The following is a 17,910-nucleotide window of genomic DNA, read 5'->3' as shown; positions in this document are numbered from 1 at the left end:
ACCCTGGTCAGCGCATATGCAGCTCCTGGCACCATGCACGCCCGTACTTGTCCGTTAACGGTCAACGAAAGGTAGGTGCACGAGATGAGAGCCACTGCCCGACGCTTCGGGGCGCTGATACCCGTAATCGCCCTTGCCGCCGGTCTCCAGTTCGCCGCCTCCCCCACCGCGCAGAGCGCGCCCATCGGCGATCTTCGTCTCGCTCCCACTGCAACTGCCGTACAGAACAGCTGGATCGTCGTCCTGAAGGACGGCTCCACGCGCGCCGCCGATCTGGGGGTCACGCCGAAACTCACCTACCGCAGCGTCTTCCAGGGCTTCTCCACGACGATGTCGGGCGCGAAGGCCGCGAAGCTCTCGGCCGATCCGCGCGTGGCGTACGTCGAGCAGAACGCAACGGTCCGCCTCAACGACACCCAGTCCAACGCGACCTGGGGCATCGACCGCGTCGACCAGCGGAATCTGCCGCTGTCCAAGACGTACACCTACAAGACGACCGCATCCAATGTGAACGCGTACATCATCGACACCGGGATCCGTACCTCCCACAGCGAGTTCGGCGGCCGTGCGAGCGTCGGCACGGACACGGTGGGCGGCGGGCAGAACGGCCAGGACTGCCACGGCCACGGCACGCATGTCGCCGGCACGGTCGGCGGCAAGACGTACGGCGTCGCCAAGGGCGTCAAGCTGATCGCCGTCCGCGTCCTGGACTGCCAGGGCTCCGGCACGACGGCCGGGGTCATCGCGGGCGTCGACTGGGTGACGGCCCACGCGAAGAAGCCGGCGGTCGCGAACATGAGCCTGGGCGGCGGGGCCAACACCTCGCTCGACAATGCGGTGAAGAAGTCCATCGCCTCGGGCGTCAGCTATGCGATCGCGGCGGGCAACGGCAACATCCTGGGCCTGCCGCAGAACGCCTGCAACTACTCGCCGGCCCGCGTCCCCGAGGCGATCACGGTCGGCGCGACGGACAGCGCGGATCGTCGGGCGTCGTTCTCCAACTACGGAACGTGTCTTGACCTCTTCGCGCCGGGCGTGAACATCACGTCGTCGTGGAAGGACAGCAACACCGCGACGAACACGATCTCCGGCACCTCGATGGCCACCCCGCACACGGTGGGCGTCGCGGCGCTCTATCTGTCGACCCACGCCACGGCGACCCCGGCACAGGTCCGGGACGCGCTGGTGAACGGTGCAACGAACGGCAAGGTCCAGGACCCGCGGACGGGTTCGCCGAACAAGCTGCTGTACTCGCTGTTCTAGCCCTTGCCGACCAACTGCCCGAGGAGCTCCTGCCCAGCCGGACGGACGCTCCTCGGGCAGAAGCCTGCCCGGGCGTCCAGTTCGCCGTCCCGCACGAGGGCGCGGTCCGGTGGGCGAGCGGGGTCACATCGGTGATCGAGACGGTCCAGACGCAGGTCCCGCTCGGCGGTGCCGACTCATGAAGCAGCGGCTCAAGACGTGGCGGCACTGGTGCGGGCGTTTGCCCGGCTGGGCAAGGCCGGCTGAGCCAGGGCGGATCTTGAATGACCGCGAGGGTGTCATCCTCTCGTGGTCGATTCGGGCACGCCGAGATCTCGGCGCATGACACGGCGGAGTTCAGCCACTGCCGCATCAAACCTGTTCTCCAGCTCGCTGTACTCCCGGCTCTCGATCGCAGCGCCCTCCACGAGCAGGTCTCTCGTGTCCCTCAAGACCACGAACGCGGCGCGGGCGGCCTCAACGACGTCTTCCGGGGCGATGATGGCCAGCTGGTGGCGAATCTCGTACGCCCCGGGCGCCAGAAACAGCTCGCGCACCCTCTGAGGGCGCTCGCTTGCAGGTATGTCTGCCTGCGCGCACTCGTGGAGCGCCGTTCGCATACGCGAGAGTGCCGCGGTGTAGTCCGCGTAGAGCTGCCTCCGCACGTCGAGACTCTGGCCGGCGCGCTCCCTGCGCCACCTGAGCCGATCGGCAATCAACGTCGAACCGACCCCGATCACCGCGCCAAGTGCCGTACTGACTGGCGATATCCACTCCATGGCAGGGGAGGGTAGGACGTCCGTTTGCCCGCCGCTCTGCGGGCGTACCTTGGACGTGCGCTCTGAGCTTGGGAATCACGGGCCGCTTCCACCAGGCATGCCGGCTGACCTGTGGACGATACGAATCGGGGTGTGCTCCAGCCTTCCCGAGTGACCGTGGTTTACCGGTGATCGCTGCCCTATCTGGTACGTATCTGGTGCGCTCGCAGGGCAGGCGCATCCTGCGTCATTGCTGAGCCAGTGGGGCTTCCCCCGGGCCCGTCGTCTTCGCTTTCCCCTTGGACGGCGGAAGTTGGCACCCGGCTCTGGCATCTGACGCCAGCCGAGACGCACGGCCAGGGACCGCCCTGCCCGCCATGGGCGACAACCCTGATGGGCAGCCACATACCTGCGCACGGCCGCCGCCTTCCCCGCACGCCCCTGCCTCTACCCTTGAGGACTTCGGATTGATGGTGCACGAACAACGACGGAACGGAGCGTGCGGTGACCGCGGGGGAAGCGCATGGCGGAGAGCTGACGGGCAAGGTACTCGGCGGGCGTTACCGGGTGACCTCCATGATCGGGCGCGGCGGCATGGGAGTGGTCGCCCGGGCGGTGGACGAACTCCTGAACCGAGAGGTCGCCGTCAAGGTCCTGCGGGCTTTCACCGACACCTCCGCAGCCGAACTGGCCGACGTGCGGACCCGGATGCAGCGGGAGGCGCAGGCCGCCGCCCGTATCCGGCACGGCGGCGTGGTCACCGTGCACGACGTGACCGAGGAGCAGGGACTCCCGGTCATCGTCATGGAACTCGTCGACGGGCCCTCGCTCGACGACGTGCTGATGGAGCGCGGCACACTCGAGCCGCGCGAAGCCGCCGCGATCGGCGCCAAGCTGATGGACGCGCTCGACGCCGCGCACCGGGCCGGCGTACTCCACCGGGACGTCAAGCCGGGAAACGTGCTGATCGAGCACGGCGGCAGGGTCGTGCTCACCGATTTCGGCATCGCCAGCATGGAAGCCTCCGGCGACGACGCCATGGCCAAGCTGACCCAGAGCGGTCAACTCGTTGGTTCCCTCGACTATTTGCCGCCGGAGCGCGCGAAGGGCAGGGAGCCCGGCCCCGCATCGGACATCTGGTCGCTCGGCATGACGCTCTACGCGGCCGTGGAGGGCACTTCGCCGTTCCGCCGCACCTCCGCGTGGTCCACCCTGTCGGCGATCGTCACCGAGCCCCTGCCGGAGCCCCGCCGGGCGGGACCGCTCACGCCGGTGCTCCAGGCGCTGATGGCGAAGGAGCCGGAGAACCGGCCCAGCGCGGAACAGGCGCGCGGCATGCTGGAGCGCATCGCCTCGGGCGGGACGGTGCACCTCGCATCCGCCGCTCCGACGCCGACACCCGCTCCCGCTCCCGCTCCCGCTCCCACGGTGGGTCCCGGGGCTGCGGCCGCCGCCGCACCGGCCCCCGGGTTCGGTCCCCCGCTGTTCCCCCAGCCCGCCCCGCAGTCTGAGCCTCCGCACGCCGGCTACGCGCAGCCCGACCTGCCGCAGCACGGCGCGCCGGTCGCGGGCCACGCCGGAGTCCCCGCTCCCGAGACGAGCCGGACGGCAGCCCGTCGCGCACGGCGCCGCAGCAACAGCACCGTCGTCGCGGCAGCGGCCGCCGTCGTGCTCCTCGCCGCAGGCGCCGGCATCACCTACGCCCTGACGTCCCAACAGGGCGGCACGACCACGGACGGCGCACAGGCGACGCCGCCCGGCATCGGCTCCCCCACTGACAGCTCCTGGTCGACCGGGGGCAGCACCGCGTCGTCCGCCGGTTCTGCCGGCACGTCCTCGAAGCCGTCGACCTCACAGGAGCCGGACGGTCACGAGGACGAGGAGCTGGGCCCCACGAAGAAGCCCGGCGTCGAAGGCGACAAGCCGACCGAGAGCCCGTCGGCCTCCCCAGAGACCAAGCCCAGCCCGACGGTGAAGGAGCCCACTCCGGTGTCGACGGCCTGCACCGGCTGGGGCCACGAGAACCGCAGCGACGGCTACGGCTACCTGGCCGAGACGTCCCACCTCTACACCGGGCCGTACGCGGAATGCCAGTACGTGACCGTGGTCAAGACCGGTGTGAAGATCTACTACCACTGCTACATCACCAACGCCTACGGCAACAAGTGGATCTACGCCCGTATCGATGGGACGAACACCGAAGGCTGGGCCCACAGCGCCAAACTCACCAAGGAGAGCGGCACCCTGCCCCGCTGCTAGGCGTTCCCAAGGCGCAAGCCGCCATCGTGGTAGCCCCGCGACGGCCCGGGACCGCTTCAGAGGCGGTCTTTGGCGGCCCGCACCAGCTGGCTGGACGGGGACGGTTGCTGCAGTTGCGGTACTGCGCTGCTGCAGCCGCGTGCTCAGTCGCTACGCCGTCTTCAAGATCGCGAGGTTGCCGCATCAGCCGGTCAGGGTGGTACGTCAGGACGTGGCGTATGCGGCCCTGGTTGGCTTCGGCGAGCAGAGCTTCCCATCCCGGGCGCTTACGCTTCCGCTGCCAAGCCGATCGGTTGTTGTCCACGAAGACTTGATCTTCATCGACGATGAGTCCAAGACGCTCGGCGACATCGCGGCAGATGCGCTCTTGGCGCTCTACCCCGGTCTGGTCGTCGTCGTTCACATGGGAGATCCGGCAGTAGATCGCTGCGGACTCCCCTGTCCAGTCGGAACGATGCTTCTTTGGTCCGCTGGGTACCGGCTGCCTGCCTCGCGCGAAGGGCTCGCCGCGAACTGGCCCTTAACTGCTGGTCCTTGTCGTCTGTCGTCATGGAAAAAGACTACGAACGCGGCTTGATCCAGGTCATCCGGTCCCGCTTCCAGGCCGCGGGAAAACGGCCGTCGCGGGCGGCCGGGAGGCCGATCCCGGGGGCGTAGGCCTGGTGGACGGTGATGGTCGACTCGGTGTGGAGCGCGCGGATGCGCTGCTTCGGTTCCGGCATGGGACCAGGGTGCGGGCCAACGCAGTGGCCTGGCCATTCAATTACCCGTGGTCGAGGCCCCCGAAGGAATCACGAGCCGCGATGGCGGTCTGCTCCCACGGCCAGTTGGCGTCCTGGCCGGACTCCAGGAGCGGGATCAGTCGGAAGGCGGCGTCGCTGAGGCCGCCGAAGGTGTGGCGGTGTGGCCCGGCGGCGGTGTGGCCGCTGGCATAGCCGGCCAGGTTCCAGGTGTAGACCGGAATGCGCTCGGGCACGGCGCTGAGCGGGTCGTGGCCGGGTGTCCACCCAGCCTGCTCGTCGGTGACGACGACCACCCGGTCGTGCTCGCGGTAGTGCCGGGTGACCGCTGCGGCGGTGTTCGTGCCGCCGAGGCTGTGGAACCGGTCCAGCACCCGGAGGACGGATTCGCCCGGGCCGAACTCGATCCGTCCGCTGTCGGTGCCGAACTCGATCAGGTCGGCCTGCTCGGCTCGCACGGCCAGGGCGGTGCCGAAGATGGCGGCGGAGTCGGCCCGGTTGAGCTCGGTATTGGCGCTGGGGAGGTCGAACATCGAGCCCGAGCGGTCCAAGGGGACCAGGGTCCGGCCGGGCAGTGCGGGCACGTTGGCGAGCGAGTGGTCGAGGGCCGAGGCCAGGGACTTGCCCCAGCGCGGCGAGGGCGCGTTGCGGTGGGCGGCCAGGTAGCGGAAAGGGAACTGCCGGGAGCGGGCCACCTCGTCCGGGTCGGAGATCCGGCGGGCCACCTCGGCGGCCGCCCGGTCGCTGACCCCGGCAAGGTCGAAGTTGCGCAGGTTGCGGACCAGAGCCATGGGCCCCATCGAAGGGATCACGGCCTCCCAGACCGCGGCGTCCAGCGGTCCGTGCAGCCAGCCCGCCAGCGCCTCCCACGTCATCCCGGCCGCCGCCAGCCGGTCGGCCCCGTCCGATCCGGTGACCAGTGCATACCGCTCGGCTGCGGGGACGGACATCAGCGTGTGGTGTGCGGTGAGGAGCTGTTCACCGGCGGGTGGTACGGCGCGGTCAGGGCGGTGGCGCCGGTCCAGTGCGTACCGGAACAGCTCCCCCTGCCACGGCCGTTCCGGGGCCGGGGCGGGGTGGGTCAACTCCAGGACGTCGCCGAAGCGGTAGCCCCGGGAGCCGGTGTCGTACTTGAGCAGTGCGCGGCCGGTGTAGAGCCGGCGGACGGCGTCCGCGACCCCGCGCTTGACCGGCTGGGGAAGCCGCCGGCCGTACCGGGAGGTCCAGTACGCCAGCAGCTCACCCGGCTCGTCCGGACGTTGGAGGACGGCGTCGATGGCCTGCCGGGAGAATCCCGGCGCTCCGGCATCCAGCCGGGCACGGGCGAATTCGGCCGCGCCCACCAGTGACGCCGTCCGCATCTGGGCCTCGGTGCGCAGCCAGCCGAGCAGGCCGAGGGTCCACACAGGTGCGCTGACCGCGAGTTGCCGGACCAGCCGGGTGTAGCGCTCGTCGCGGGAGTCGGCGCTCTCGTAGAAGCTGCGCTGTCCGACCAGGTTGGCGACGGCGAGCAGGAAGAGTTCGGACTTCGGCTCCCGGATGTAGCCGGTGCCGCCCTGGTGGTTGGTGATCCACGGCAGTGCGGTGACCGCCCACGGGGAGGTCCGTGACGGCGGGGTGGCCCACCGGCCGTCGGTGGAGAGCGGGGAGGTCGCTCCGCCTGCGGTCAGGCCCGGTAGTTCGGCCTGGATTTCTGCCCTGGCTTCGGCCTTGGTCCGCTGGCGGTTGAACCGGGTCATGCAGAAGTCCCCCTGGTGGGTGGGCGGCGGGTCGAAGGGGCGCGCGGGTGCCGGACGGCAGTCAGCGCGCCGCCGGAGCACAGGTGCGGGTGCGCGGCAGTGAGCGCCTCCCGAGATCAAGGGTGGGCACCGGTGGTTTTTTGTCAGGAAGTAACCGGGGCGCGGCGCATCGGAAGGCGTGGCACGGGACGCTACCCGCTGCGGCTCGGAAGAGCATGCGAATTACTGGTTACCTGGAATGCCCAGCGTCTCCCACCCCGTCAGAACCGAGGAGCCCGGCCACACGTAGCATCGCGCCCATGACGATGAAGAACCCTGGGGGTCGTGCCGCGTAGGCGGCCCTGGCGTGTGCGTGCCGAGCTCGCGGTGCGGCGCAGATGCCGGAAGAACGAGCTGAATCCGATCCGCGGGCTCTCACGGCAGACTCTGACCGAGATCGTCCGGATCGAGGAGACCCGCAACTACCTCTGGCCCGGCGCCGTGGGCGAGTCGCTGCGGCGGTGGCGGTGCTTCGTGTACGAGCCGCATCACCGGCTCTATGATCCCCGCCATCCCGGCTGCACCGAGTGGTTGTGCCGGGGATCCCGTCCTGGCGCGGGGGAATCTCGAAGGCGCGATGCGGGCGCTGCCGCGGCGTGCCGCGCGTGAACTGCGGGTTCTTGTCCTTGAGTTGGACGAGGCGTACTGAACGGGCCCGGCCCGTACGGATGAGGAGTCCGTACGGGCCGGGCCCCGGGGTGCCGTCAGTGGTTGCGCGGGAAGCCCAGGTCCACGCCGATGTGGCCCTCGGCCGGGTCCGGCCAGCGGGTCGTGACGACCTTGCCGCGGGTGTAGAAGTGCACGCCGTCGTTGCCGTAGATGTGGTGGTCGCCGAAGAGCGAGTCCTTCCAGCCGCCGAAGGAGTGGTAGCCCACCGGGACCGGGATCGGTACGTTGACGCCGACCATGCCCGCCTGGATCTCCAGCTGGAAGCGGCGGGCCGCGCCGCCGTCGCGGGTGAAGACGGCCGTGCCGTTGCCGAACGGCGAGGCGTTGATCAGGGCCACGCCCTCCTCGTACGTCTCCGCGCGCAGCACGCACAGCACCGGGCCGAAGATCTCGTCGCGGTAGGCGTCCGAGTCGGTGGAGACGCGGTCCAGCAGCGAGAGGCCGATCCAGTGGCCGTCCTCGAAGCCCTCGACCGTGTGGCCGGTGCCGTCCAGGACGACGTCCGCGCCCTGGGCCGCCGCGCCAGTGACGTACGAGGCGACCTTGTCCCGGTGGACCTTGGTGATCAGCGGGCCCATCTCGGACTCCGGGTCGTTGCCCGGGCCGATCTTGATCTTCTCGGCGCGCTCACGGATCTTGTCCACCAGCTCGTCGGCGATGGAGCTGATCGCGACGACGGCAGAGATGGCCATGCAGCGCTCGCCCGCTGAGCCGTACGCCGCCGAGACCGCCGCGTCCGCCGCCGCGTCCAGGTCCGCGTCCGGCAGGACCAGCATGTGGTTCTTCGCCCCGCCGAGCGCCTGGACGCGCTTGCCGTTGGCGGAGGCGGTGGTGTGGATGTAGCGGGCGATCGGGGTCGAGCCCACGAAGGAGACCGCGGCGACATCCGGGTGCGCGAGCAGCGCGTCGACCGCGACCTTGTCGCCGTGCACGACATTGAGCACGCCGTCGGGCAGGCCCGCCTCGGCGGCCAGCTCCGCCAGCAGGTTCGCCGCGGACGGGTCCTTCTCACTCGGCTTCAGTACGAAGGTGTTTCCGCACGCGATCGCCAGCGGGAACATCCACATCGGGACCATCGCCGGGAAGTTGAACGGCGTGATGCCCGCGACCACGCCGAGCGGCTGGCGGATCGAGGAGACATCGACCCGGTTGGAGACCTGGGTGGACAGCTCGCCCTTGAGCTGGGTGGTGATGCCGCAGGCGAGCTCCACGATCTCCAGACCGCGGGCGACCTCGCCGAGCGCGTCGGAGTGCACCTTGCCGTGCTCGGCGGTGATCAGCTCGGCGATCGAGTCCCGGTTGGCGTCCAGCAGTGCGCGGTAGCGGAAGAGGATCGAGGTGCGCTGCGCGAGCGAGGACGTTCCCCAGGTGGCGTAGGCCTCCTTCGCCGCCGTGACGGCCGTGTCGACCTCCTCCGCCGAAGCCAGCGCGACCTGAGTGGTGACGGCGCCGGTCGCCGGGTCGGTGACCGGGCCCCAGTTGCCGGACGCGCCCTCGACGGTCTTGCCACCGATCCAGTGGTTGACGGTCTTCATTTCGTGCTCCTTCAGAGATGGCGGCGTCGGGCTGCGACTTGCCGGTCGTACTCCTCCCGAGCCTTGACCGCCGACGGGCGGGTCGCGGTCTCGGCCACTGGAACATCCCACCACGCCTGTGCGGGGGGCGCGCCCGACACAGTGTCTGCCGTTTCGGTCTCGACGTAGACACCTGTGGGAACGGTCGCCTCACGCGCCTCGGCGAGCGCTTCACGCAGGTCACGCACCGTCTTGGCGCGGATCACGCGCAGCCCGAGCGCGGCCGCGTTGGCGGCCAGATCGACGGGGAGCGGCGCGCCGGTGTATGTGCCGTCGCCGGCCCGGTGGCGGTAGGCGGTGCCGAAGCGCTCGCCGCCCACGGACTCGGAAAGGCCTCCGATGGAGGCGTACCCGTGGTTCTGCAGGATGACCACCTTGATGGGGACGTTCTCCTGGACAGCGGTGACGATCTCGGTGGGATTCATCAGATACGTGCCGTCGCCGACGAGCGCCCAGACGGGGCGGCCCGGCGCGGCCATCCCGACGCCGATGGCCGCGGGGATCTCGTATCCCATGCAGGAGTAGCCGTACTCGACGTGGTACTGGTCGGCGCTGCGGGCGCGCCACAGCTTGTGCAGATCACCGGGCAGCGAGCCCGCGGCGTTGATCACGATGTCGTCCCCGGTCACGAGCGCGTCCAGAACGCCGAGCACCTGGGGCTGGGTGGGGCGGGTGTCCGGGTCCTCGGCCTCGTAGGCGGCATCTACGCGGTACTCCCAGCGCTCCTTGTCGTCGCCGTACTCCGTCTCGTACGCGGGCTCGACCCGGCGGCGCGTGCCCAGCGCGCCCGCGAGGTCGTCCAGAGCGGCGCGGGCGTCCGCGACCAGCGAGAGCCCGGCCATCTTGTGGGCGTCGAAACCGGTGATGTTGATGTTCAGGAACCGGACCGCGGGGTTCTGGAAGAGGGTCGCGGATGCGGTGGTGAAGTCGGACCAGCGCGTGCCGACGCCGATCACCAGATCGGCAGTACGGGCCAGCTCGTCGGCCGTCGCGGTGCCGGTGTGGCCGATGCCACCGACGTCGCAGGGGTGGTCGTACGGCAGCGAGCCCTTGCCCGCCTGGGTGGAGGCGACCGGGATGCCGGTCGCCTCGGCGAAGGCGCGCAGTGCGTCCTCGGCCTCACTGTGGTGGACTCCGCCGCCGGCGACGATCAGCGGCCGTCGGGCGGTGGTCAGGGCACGGCAGGCTGCGTCGAGAGCGTCCTGGTCGGGCCGGGGACGGCGTACGTGCCAGACACGCTCGGCGAAGAACTCCTTCGGCCAGTCGTAGGCCTCGGCCTGTACGTCCTGCGGCAGCGCGAGCGTGACCGCGCCGGTCTCGGCGGGGTCGGCGAGGACGCGCATCGCCTGCAGCGCCGCCGGGATCAGTGCCTCGGGGCGGGCGATGCGGTCGAAGTACCGGGAGACCGGGCGCAGCGCGTCATTGACCGACACATCGCCCGCGTACGGGACTTCGAGCTGCTGGAGAACCGGATCGGCGGGGCGGGTCGCGAACACGTCGCCGGGCAGCAGGAGCACGGGCAGCCGGTTGATGGTGGCGAGGGCCGCGCCCGTGACGAGGTTGGTGGCGCCGGGGCCGATGGAGGTGGTGACGGCGTGGGCGGAGAGGCGGCGGGACTGGCGGGCGTAGCCGACGGCGGCGTGCACCATGGCCTGTTCGTTGCGGCCCTGGATGTACGGCATGTCCGTGGCGGACTCGAGGAGTGCCTGGCCGATTCCGGCCACATTGCCGTGTCCGAAGATGCCCCAGGTGGCGTTGACCAGGCGGTGGCGGTGGCCGTCGCGCTCGGTGTACTGGCGGGCGAGGAAGGCGACGAGGGCCTGGGCGACGGTGAGTCGGCGCGTACTGCTCATCGGGGGCCTTCCTCGGTTTCGGCTTCGATTTCGGTTGCGGCTTGGGTTGCGTCTTCGGCTTCCCTGGCGGCTTGGGTTGCGTCTTCGGCTTCCCTGGCGGCTTGGGTTGCGTCTTCGGCTTCCGTCACGGCTTGGGTTGCGCCTTCGGCTTCGTACAGGGGCAGTCGGGGGTCGACGGACTGCGTCGGCCAGGTGTCGCGGATCCAGCCGTGCTCCGGGTGGTCGCAGATCAGCCACTCACGGGTCGCGCCCGGGCCCGCCATGACATTGAGGTAGTACATGTCGCGGCCGGGCGGGGCGATGGACGGGCCGTGCCAGCCGTCGGGGATGAGGACGGCGTCGCCGGTTCGGACCTCGGCGAGGACGTCCGTACCGCCGGGCCGGGAGGGGGAGACCCGGTGGTAGCCGATGCCGCCGCGGTCGATCTCGAAGTAGTAGATCTCTTCGAGCTCGGACTCGACGCCGGGGCGGTGCTCGTCGTGCTTGTGCGGCGGGTACGAGGACCAGTTGCCGCCGGGGGTGAGCACCTCGACCGCGATCAGCTTGTCGCAGTCGAAGGTGTCCGCTGCCGCGAAGTTGTTGACCTGTCGCGAGCAGCTGCCCGAGCCGCGCAGCTCGACGGGCACCTCCGGCGCGGGGCCGTAGCGAGCGGGGAGTCGTCGCTCGCACTTCGCTCCTGCCAGGGCGAAGCGGCCTCCCGCGCCGGAGGCAATCTGTGCATGGGCATCGCGGGGTACGTAGGCGAAGTCCGTGACTCCGCTGAACACGCTTTCCCTGCCCTGCAGTTCAAAAAACTCGCCTTGCGTGTGCACCGTGCAGCCACCGCTGAGCGGCAGCACGATCCACTCGCTGTCCCCGGCGGCGAAGGAGTGCGAGGCGCCCGGCGCCAGCTCCAGCACACGCAGGCTGGAGTAACCCCAGCCGGCCTGCTCGGGGTCGATCCGGAGGGCGTAGGGCCCCTCGGCCGCACTGCCTGCCGGCAGGTACCGGCCCTTGTCGTCGTGGTCGCTCATGACTTCTCCGTACCCCCTACAGCAGTCCTACGGCCGTATCGACCGCCCCGGAAACGTCCCCGTCGACCGGATAGAGCAGCGAGCGTCCTACCACCAGTCCCTGGACGGTGGGCAGTTGCAGCGCACCACGCCATTTCTCGTATGCGCCGTCCTGGTCGTCGCCGACCTCGCCCCCGAGGAGGACCGAGGGCAACGTCGTGGTCTCCATCACGGCCGCCATGTCGTCGGGGTCGTCGGTGACGGGGACCTTCAGCCAGGTGTACGCGGAGGTACCGGCAAGCCCGGACGCGATGGCGATCGACCGGGTGACTGCTTCGGCGCTGAGATCGTTTCGGAGCTGTCCGTCGATCCGGTGACATATGAACGGCTCGATGAAGACGGGAAGCTGACGCTCCGCCATCTCGTCGACGGCGCGGGCGGTCGCTTGCAGTGTGTCGAGGGAGCCCGGGTCCTGGTAGTCGATGCGGAGCAGCAGTTTGCCCGCGTCGAAGCCGAGCCGGTCCAGGTCCTGGGCGCGGTGGCCGGTGAAGCGGTCGTCCAGCTCGAAGGTGGCGCCCGCGAGGCCGCCGCGGTTCATCGAACCCATGACGACCTTGTCGTCGAGGGCGCCGAGGAGGAGCAGGTCGTCCAGGATGTCGGCGGTGGCGAGTACACCGTCGACGCCGGGGCGGGAGAGGGCCAGGCAGAGCCGTTCGAGCAGGTCGAGGCGGTTGGCCATGGCGAAGGGGCGGTCGCCGACGCCGAGGGCGCCGCGGGCCGGGTGGTCGGCGGCGATGATCATCAGGCGCCCGCTGTCGCCGATGAGCCGGGGCCGCCTGCGCCGTCGGGTGGCGGCCTCGGCGACGGCCTCGGGGTGGCGGGTGCGGATCCCGACGAGCTCGGCAATGTCGACGCGGCTCACGACGCGGCTCCTGGCGGGACTGGGGCCGGCGGGGGTGTCGGCGGGGTCGAGTGGTGGGCGGGCCCGTCGCCCGGCGGCGGGGTCGAGTGGTGGGCGGGCCCGTCGCCCGGCGGCAGGGTCGGGGAGGGCGGGACCGGGGCGCCGGAGAGGACCTGGTCGACCTCGGCCGCGTACGGCATCGCCGTGGAGCAGGCGAGGCGGGCCGCGACGATGGCCCCGGCAGCGTTGGCGTACCGCATGATGCGCTCCAACTCCCAGCCGGAGAGCAGACCGTGGCAGAGCGCCCCGCCGAACGCGTCGCCCGCGCCGAGACCGTTGACCACATCGACGGGGACGGGCGGGACCTCCGCCTGCGTGCCGTCCCGGTGGACGGCGAGAACGCCTTTGGGCCCCTGCTTGACGACGGCGAGTTCGACCCCGGCGGCGAGGAGCGCACGCGCCGCCGCATGCGGCTCGCGCTCACCGGTGGCGATCTCGCACTCCTCGAGATTGCCGACGGCGACCGTCGCGTGCGCCAGCGCCTCGGCGTAGTACGGCCGCGCCTCGTCCGGGTCCGTCCAGAACATCGGCCGCCAGTCGAGGTCGAAGACGGTCGTGCCGGAGCGGTCCCGGTGGGCAAGCGCCGTGAGCGTCGCCGTACGGCTCGGCTCGGCGCACAGCCCGGTCCCGGTCATCCAGAACACACGCGCCGCCCGGATCTCCTCCAGGTCCAGCTCATGGTCATGGATGTCCAGGTCGGGGGCCTTCGGCTGCCGGTAGAAGTAGAGCGGGAAATTGTCCGGCGGGAAGATCTCGCAGAAGGTGACCGGGGTCGGGTAGGCGGCCACCGGCGTCACCCAGCGGTCGTCGACCCCGAACTCCCTCAGCGCCTGGTGGAGATACTCCCCGAAGGCGTCCTGGCCGGTGCGGGTGATCACCGCCGTCCGCCGGCCGAGCCGGGCAGCACCGACCGCGACGTTCGTGGCCGAGCCGCCGAGGAACTTCCCGAACGTGTCGACCTGCGCCAACGGGACCCCGGTCCGCAGCGGATAGAGGTCCACCCCGATCCGGCCCATCGTGATCACGTCGTACGGCTGAGGCATGCGCGTCCCTTCGGTTCGACGCCGGCTGTGCTCAGGTCTAGTGGTCCTCCATGAACCCTGTCAACATTTTGTCCTTACATTCGGACGAAGCCTTGACACCCTTCTCCGGCGGCCGGAAAGCTGCTCGGCATGACCTCCACCGTCCCCTCCCTGAACCGCATCCGGGTCGGCTCGGCCCCCGACTCCTGGGGGGTGTGGTTCCCCGACGACCCCCAGCAGGTCCCCTGGCAGCGCTTCCTCGACGAGGTCGCCCAGGCCGGCTACGAGTGGATCGAACTCGGCCCCCACGGCTATCTCCCGAGCGATTCCGCCCGTCTCACCGAGGAGACGGCCCGGCGGGGGCTCAAGGTCTCGGCCGGCACGGTCTTCACCGGACTGCACCATGGACCGGCCGTTTGGGAGAAGACCTGGGCACATGTCTCCGACATCGCGGCGCTCACGCAGGCCATGGGCGCGGAGCATCTCGTCGTCATCCCCTCCTTCTGGCGTGACGACAAGACCGGGCAGGTTCTGGAGGACCGCACCCTGACCCCCGCACAATGGCGCGATCTCACGAGCCAGACCGAACGGCTGGGCCGCGAGGTGCGTGAGCGGTACGGACTGAAGATCGTCGTCCACCCGCATGCGGACACCCATATCGACAGCGAGGAGAACGTCAGCCGGTTCCTCGACGCCACGGACCCCGAACTGGTCTCGCTCTGTCTGGACACCGGGCACTACGCCTACTGCGGCGGCGACAGCGTCAAGCTGATCGAGACGTACGGGGAGCGGATCGGCTACCTCCACCTCAAGCAGGTGGACCCGGAGATCCTCGCCGAAGTGGTCGCTGACGAGGTGCCGTTCGGGCCGGCCGTCGGCAGGGGCGTGATGTGCGAGCCGCCTGCCGGGGTGCCCGCACTGGAGCCCGTACTGGCGGCGGCGCAGGCGCTGGACGTCGAACTCTTCGCCATCGTCGAGCAGGACATGTACCCCTGCCCGCCCGACAAACCCTTCCCGATCGCCCAGCGAACCCGCCGTTTCCTGCGCTCTTGCGGCGCGTGACGCGAACGGGCCGGCTCCGTCGTGGTTGTCCTCTCCTCGTCACGCATGTCTCCATTACGCGGGTCTTCTGTCACAGCCGATCAACAGCCCGCCCCTCCACCTCAGCGCATTCGTTCAACGGGCACAGGCTCAGTGATCGCCAGCGTCTGCGCTGCAGCTCCCCCGACGGTCCCCCCGGCCGCCGCTGTTTGCGCACGCAGGGAGGTGCCACACCCATGACGGACAGAAGACTCTGGTCCTACAAAGAGATCGCCGCGCACATCCGGGTGCAGCCGGACACGGTCCGCTCCTACCGCAAGCACGGCCTTCTCCCGCCGCCCGACCATGTGGAGACCGGCAAGCCCTACTGGTACGAGGACACGATCCGTGTCTGGGTGGCCAATCGCCCTGGGAACAGGGGCGGCCGCAGGGAGTAAGGCCGAATCACGTCCTGACCGTGTCCCGTGCCGCGTCCGGGTCCTGCTCGGTGTCAGGATCCGGCGCGCTCTCCGGGTCCGGCTCGATGCCAGGATCCGGCGCGGTGTCGGCGGGATCCGGCGCGGTGTCGGGATCGAGGTCAACCTCGAGGCCGGGCGTCGGTTCCGGCTCCTGATCCGGGTGCGGCGCGGTCTGCGGTATCTCCCCCTCGCTCAGGCCGAACCGCTGATGGAACCGGCGCAGCGGCCCCGGCGCCCACCAGGTCGAGGCGCCCATCAGCTTCATCACCGAGGGGACGAGCAGACTGCGGACCACCATGGCGTCCATCAGCACGGCCAGCGCGATTCCCAGGCCGAGCATCTTGGTGTTGGTCACCCGTGAGGTGCCGATGCCCACCATCACGACAGCGAGGATCACGGCCGCCGCGGTGATCAGACCGCCGGTGCGCTGAAGACCGAACCTCACTGCGTACTCATGGTCGCGGGTGCGGTCGTACTCCTCCTTGATACGGGAGAGCAGGAAGACGCCGTAGTCCATGGACAGCCCGAAGGCGATGCAGAACATCAGCACAGGGAGCGTCGTCTCGATGTCTCCGGTGGAGGTGAAGGCGAGCAGCCCGGAGAGGTGCCCGTCCTGGAAGACCCAGACCACCGCGCCGAACATCGCCGTCAGGCTCAGGGCGTTGAGCACGACCGCCTGGACGGGGATGAGCACACTGCCGGTGAGCAGGAAGACCAGCAGCAGTGTCACTATGGCGATGATCCCCAGCGCCAGTGGCAGCCGGTCGGCTATGGCGGCCTTGGAGTCCTCCAGCACCGCGGCCCGGCCGGTCACCGAGGTCTCGAACGGGGCCGGTACGTCGCGCAGTTCATGCACGAGCTTCTGGGCCTCCTCGCCCACCGCCTCGCCCTTGGGCTGCACCGTGAGGTAGGCGGTTCCGCCCGAGGTGACGGGCCCGTCCACCCGCAGCACACCCGGGAGGGCGGCGATCTTGCCGCGGTACGCGGCGTACTCGGCGGGGGTCGTCGCGGAGCCGGAACCGGTGTCCTCGGCGAAGACTTCGAGGCCGCCGGCTGGGCTGCCGGGGAAGCCGTCCCGTATCTGCTGCTGAACCACATGGACCTCGGAGGTCGACGGCAGCTGGCGGTCGTCGGGGGTACCGAACTTCACGCCCAGGAAGGGCAGTCCGAGCAGCACAAGACCGGCCACGGTGGCGAACGCGAACAGCGGAGCCCGGCGCATCACCAGCCCGGCGACCCGTGCCCACCCGGCTCCGGCCGCCTCCTGGTCCGCAGCCGCTCGCCGGTCCGCGGCCGCTTTCTGGTCCTCGGCCGGCGCCTTGTCCGCCCCAGCCTCGTCGGACGATGTGCCGTCGCGCCGGCTCCGCTTGAACAGGCGGCGCAGATCCAGCGCATTGACCCGGTGTCCAAGCAACATCAGGGCGGCCGGGAGAAGAACCAGCGCGGCCCCCGCCGCCAGAAGCACCACCGCGATCCCGGCGTAGGCGAAGGACCGCAGGAAGTACTGCGGGAAGACCAGCATCGCGGCCAGCGACACGGCCACGGTCAGCGCGGAGAACAGAACCGTGCGGCCCGCGGTGCGCAGGGTGATGCCGATCGCCTCCCGCACCTCGGCCCCGGCGGCCAGCTCCTCGCGGAATCGGCGCACGATGAACAGGGCGTAGTCAATGGCGAGTCCGAGGCCCAGAGCCGTGGTGAGGTTCTGTGCGAAGACCGAGACTTCGGCGAACTCTGTGATGCCGCGCAGGACGGCGTTCGTCCCCAGGATGGCGACGATGCCGACGCCCAGCGGGAGCAGTGCGGCGATCGCGCTGCCGAAGACCATGACCAGCAGCACCAGCGTCACCGGCAGGGCGATCAGCTCGGCCCGCAGCAGGTCCTCCTGGATGGTCACGGTCATCTCGTGCTGCAGGGCGACGGGGCCGCCGATCGAGACCTGCACCGGGCCGTGCGCCCCCCGGAAGTCCGGCGCTATCCGTTCCAGCACCTCGGAGGTGGCTTTCTCGTCGCCCTCGATCCGGGCCGCGATCAGCGCCTGATGCCCGTCGCCGGCGCGCAGCGCGGGTGAGCGGGTCCCCCAGTACGAGCCGACGCCCGTGACGTCCTTCTCGGCAGCGAGCCGCTCCCCGAGCCGCCGCCCCTCGGCGGCGACGGCCGGGTCGTCCACGCTCGCCCGCCCACTGTCCACGAGCAGCAGCAGATTCGGCTGGGAGGCCGGGAACTCCCGCTCCAGCGCCTCTGTCGCGTACGTCGACTCGGCGGCCGGGTCCTGCCAGCCGCCGCTGCCCATGCGCTCGGCGACCCCGCTTCCGGCGAACACGGCGAGTGCGGTGAGCACCAGCGCGGCCAGCAGCGAGAGCCGCGGCCGCGCGGTGACGAAGCGGGTCCATCCCCCGACCGGCGGTGGGCTGTTGACTTCGGACATGGTGCAGTGTCCCCTTCACCGTGGCTCAAGCGCAGGCTTCCCGGCAGGCAGCAAGAACCGACCATTGCCAATAGACTGGCAAACACGAGCTGTCACTCGCATTGACCAAGAATGCGAGCGACCACTCGCGTTTGTCAA

The 17,910-nt window shown here is 70.2% G+C and carries 14 protein-coding genes and 1 pseudogene; 5 read left to right on the top strand and 10 right to left on the bottom strand.

Going from position 1 to position 17,910, the window contains the following annotated elements:
• Positions 1-75: 75 nt before the first annotated feature.
• Entirely contained in the window at positions 76-1,263 is a 1,188-nt protein-coding gene (locus tag OG729_RS25555) for a S8 family peptidase (RefSeq protein ID WP_360875936.1), read from the top strand.
• 278 nt (positions 1,264-1,541) lie between these two features.
• Here the strand turns inward: OG729_RS25555 and OG729_RS25550 are convergent, their stop codons facing one another.
• The gene (locus OG729_RS25550) at positions 1,542-2,021 is read right to left on the bottom strand and encodes a hypothetical protein (RefSeq protein WP_405808224.1); all 480 of its coding nucleotides are present in this window, start codon (positions 2,019-2,021) and stop codon (positions 1,542-1,544) included.
• A gap of 483 nt (positions 2,022-2,504) precedes the next feature.
• Between OG729_RS25550 and OG729_RS25545 the strand changes: the two genes are divergently transcribed.
• Complete coding sequence (locus tag OG729_RS25545; RefSeq protein ID WP_405808223.1) at positions 2,505-4,259, top strand: serine/threonine-protein kinase; 1,755 nt, start codon at positions 2,505-2,507, stop codon at positions 4,257-4,259.
• On the opposite strand, the gene OG729_RS25540 is transcribed toward OG729_RS25545, so the two are convergent.
• From OG729_RS25540 to OG729_RS25530, 3 genes and pseudogenes are all read right to left on the bottom strand, one after another.
• Positions 4,225-4,662: a recombinase family protein gene (locus OG729_RS25540; protein WP_405808222.1), complete on the bottom strand. Its 438-nt coding sequence runs from the start codon at positions 4,660-4,662 to the stop codon at positions 4,225-4,227. The genes OG729_RS25545 and OG729_RS25540 overlap by 35 nt on opposite strands.
• Before the next feature lie 166 nt (positions 4,663-4,828).
• Positions 4,829-4,981 (bottom strand): annotated as a pseudogene (locus OG729_RS25535) (DUF4291 family protein); the annotation flags it as partial.
• Between the two features lie 41 nt (positions 4,982-5,022).
• Positions 5,023-6,738 (bottom strand): TROVE domain-containing protein, encoded by a 1,716-nt coding sequence (locus OG729_RS25530; protein ID WP_405808221.1) that lies wholly within the window; start codon positions 6,736-6,738, stop codon positions 5,023-5,025.
• A 538-nt stretch (positions 6,739-7,276) separates the two neighbouring features.
• Between OG729_RS25530 and OG729_RS25525 the strand changes: the two genes are divergently transcribed.
• Positions 7,277-7,426, top strand: coding sequence for a hypothetical protein (locus OG729_RS25525; RefSeq protein ID WP_405808220.1), 150 nt, complete (start codon positions 7,277-7,279; stop codon positions 7,424-7,426).
• Positions 7,427-7,481: 55 nt separating this feature from the next.
• Here OG729_RS25525 and mmsA read toward each other — a convergent pair whose 3' ends face one another.
• From mmsA to iolC, 5 genes are read right to left on the bottom strand one after another with little or no spacing between them, the layout of a single operon-like run.
• Positions 7,482-8,981, bottom strand: coding sequence for a CoA-acylating methylmalonate-semialdehyde dehydrogenase (gene mmsA, locus OG729_RS25520; protein WP_405808219.1), 1,500 nt, complete (start codon positions 8,979-8,981; stop codon positions 7,482-7,484).
• Between the two features lie 11 nt (positions 8,982-8,992).
• The gene (gene iolD / locus OG729_RS25515; protein WP_405808218.1) at positions 8,993-10,873 is read right to left on the bottom strand and encodes a 3D-(3,5/4)-trihydroxycyclohexane-1,2-dione acylhydrolase (decyclizing); all 1,881 of its coding nucleotides are present in this window, start codon (positions 10,871-10,873) and stop codon (positions 8,993-8,995) included.
• The gene (iolB, locus tag OG729_RS25510) at positions 10,870-11,886 is read right to left on the bottom strand and encodes a 5-deoxy-glucuronate isomerase (RefSeq protein ID WP_405808217.1); all 1,017 of its coding nucleotides are present in this window, start codon (positions 11,884-11,886) and stop codon (positions 10,870-10,872) included. Before iolB ends, iolD begins: the two co-directional genes overlap by 4 nt.
• Before the next feature lie 16 nt (positions 11,887-11,902).
• Complete coding sequence (locus OG729_RS25505) at positions 11,903-12,787, bottom strand: deoxyribose-phosphate aldolase (protein ID WP_360875917.1); 885 nt, start codon at positions 12,785-12,787, stop codon at positions 11,903-11,905.
• Complete coding sequence (gene iolC / locus OG729_RS25500; RefSeq protein ID WP_405808216.1) at positions 12,784-13,869, bottom strand: 5-dehydro-2-deoxygluconokinase; 1,086 nt, start codon at positions 13,867-13,869, stop codon at positions 12,784-12,786. Before iolC ends, OG729_RS25505 begins: the two co-directional genes overlap by 4 nt.
• 129 nt (positions 13,870-13,998) lie before the next feature.
• Here iolC and OG729_RS25495 point away from each other — a divergent pair, with 129 nt between their 5' ends.
• Both OG729_RS25495 and OG729_RS25490 read left to right on the top strand, forming a co-directional pair.
• A complete protein-coding gene (locus tag OG729_RS25495) occupies positions 13,999-14,910 on the top strand; it encodes a sugar phosphate isomerase/epimerase family protein (protein ID WP_405808215.1) in 912 nt (303 codons plus the stop codon).
• Positions 14,911-15,125: 215 nt separating this feature from the next.
• Positions 15,126-15,326 carry a MerR family transcriptional regulator gene (locus tag OG729_RS25490; protein ID WP_360875911.1) on the top strand — a complete coding sequence of 67 codons (201 nt, stop codon included), beginning with the start codon at positions 15,126-15,128 and terminating at the stop codon, positions 15,324-15,326.
• 7 nt (positions 15,327-15,333) lie between these two features.
• Here OG729_RS25490 and OG729_RS25485 read toward each other — a convergent pair whose 3' ends face one another.
• Entirely contained in the window at positions 15,334-17,772 is a 2,439-nt protein-coding gene (locus OG729_RS25485; RefSeq protein WP_405808214.1) for an MMPL family transporter, read from the bottom strand.
• Positions 17,773-17,910 lie beyond the last annotated feature (138 nt).

Source organism: Streptomyces sp. NBC_00210, from assembly GCF_045160975.1.
Lineage (GTDB): Bacteria > Actinomycetota > Actinomycetes > Streptomycetales > Streptomycetaceae > Streptomyces.
Note: the sequence above shows the minus strand (reverse complement) of the source record. Positions and strands in the feature narration are given on the sequence as shown.

Coding starts and splice junctions, on each gene's coding strand:
- OG729_RS25550 (WP_405808224.1), bottom strand. CDS start 2,021: ATGGAGTGGATATCGCCAGTCAGTACGGCACTTGGCGCGGTGATCGGG.
- OG729_RS25530 (WP_405808221.1), bottom strand. CDS start 6,738: ATGACCCGGTTCAACCGCCAGCGGACCAAGGCCGAAGCCAGGGCAGAA.
- OG729_RS25525 (WP_405808220.1), top strand. CDS start 7,277: ATGATCCCCGCCATCCCGGCTGCACCGAGTGGTTGTGCCGGGGATCCC.
- mmsA (WP_405808219.1), bottom strand. CDS start 8,981: ATGAAGACCGTCAACCACTGGATCGGTGGCAAGACCGTCGAGGGCGCG.
- iolD (WP_405808218.1), bottom strand. CDS start 10,873: ATGAGCAGTACGCGCCGACTCACCGTCGCCCAGGCCCTCGTCGCCTTC.
- iolB (WP_405808217.1), bottom strand. CDS start 11,886: ATGAGCGACCACGACGACAAGGGCCGGTACCTGCCGGCAGGCAGTGCG.
- iolC (WP_405808216.1), bottom strand. CDS start 13,869: ATGCCTCAGCCGTACGACGTGATCACGATGGGCCGGATCGGGGTGGAC.
- OG729_RS25495 (WP_405808215.1), top strand. CDS start 13,999: ATGACCTCCACCGTCCCCTCCCTGAACCGCATCCGGGTCGGCTCGGCC.
- OG729_RS25490 (WP_360875911.1), top strand. CDS start 15,126: ATGACGGACAGAAGACTCTGGTCCTACAAAGAGATCGCCGCGCACATC.
- OG729_RS25485 (WP_405808214.1), bottom strand. CDS start 17,772: ATGTCCGAAGTCAACAGCCCACCGCCGGTCGGGGGATGGACCCGCTTC.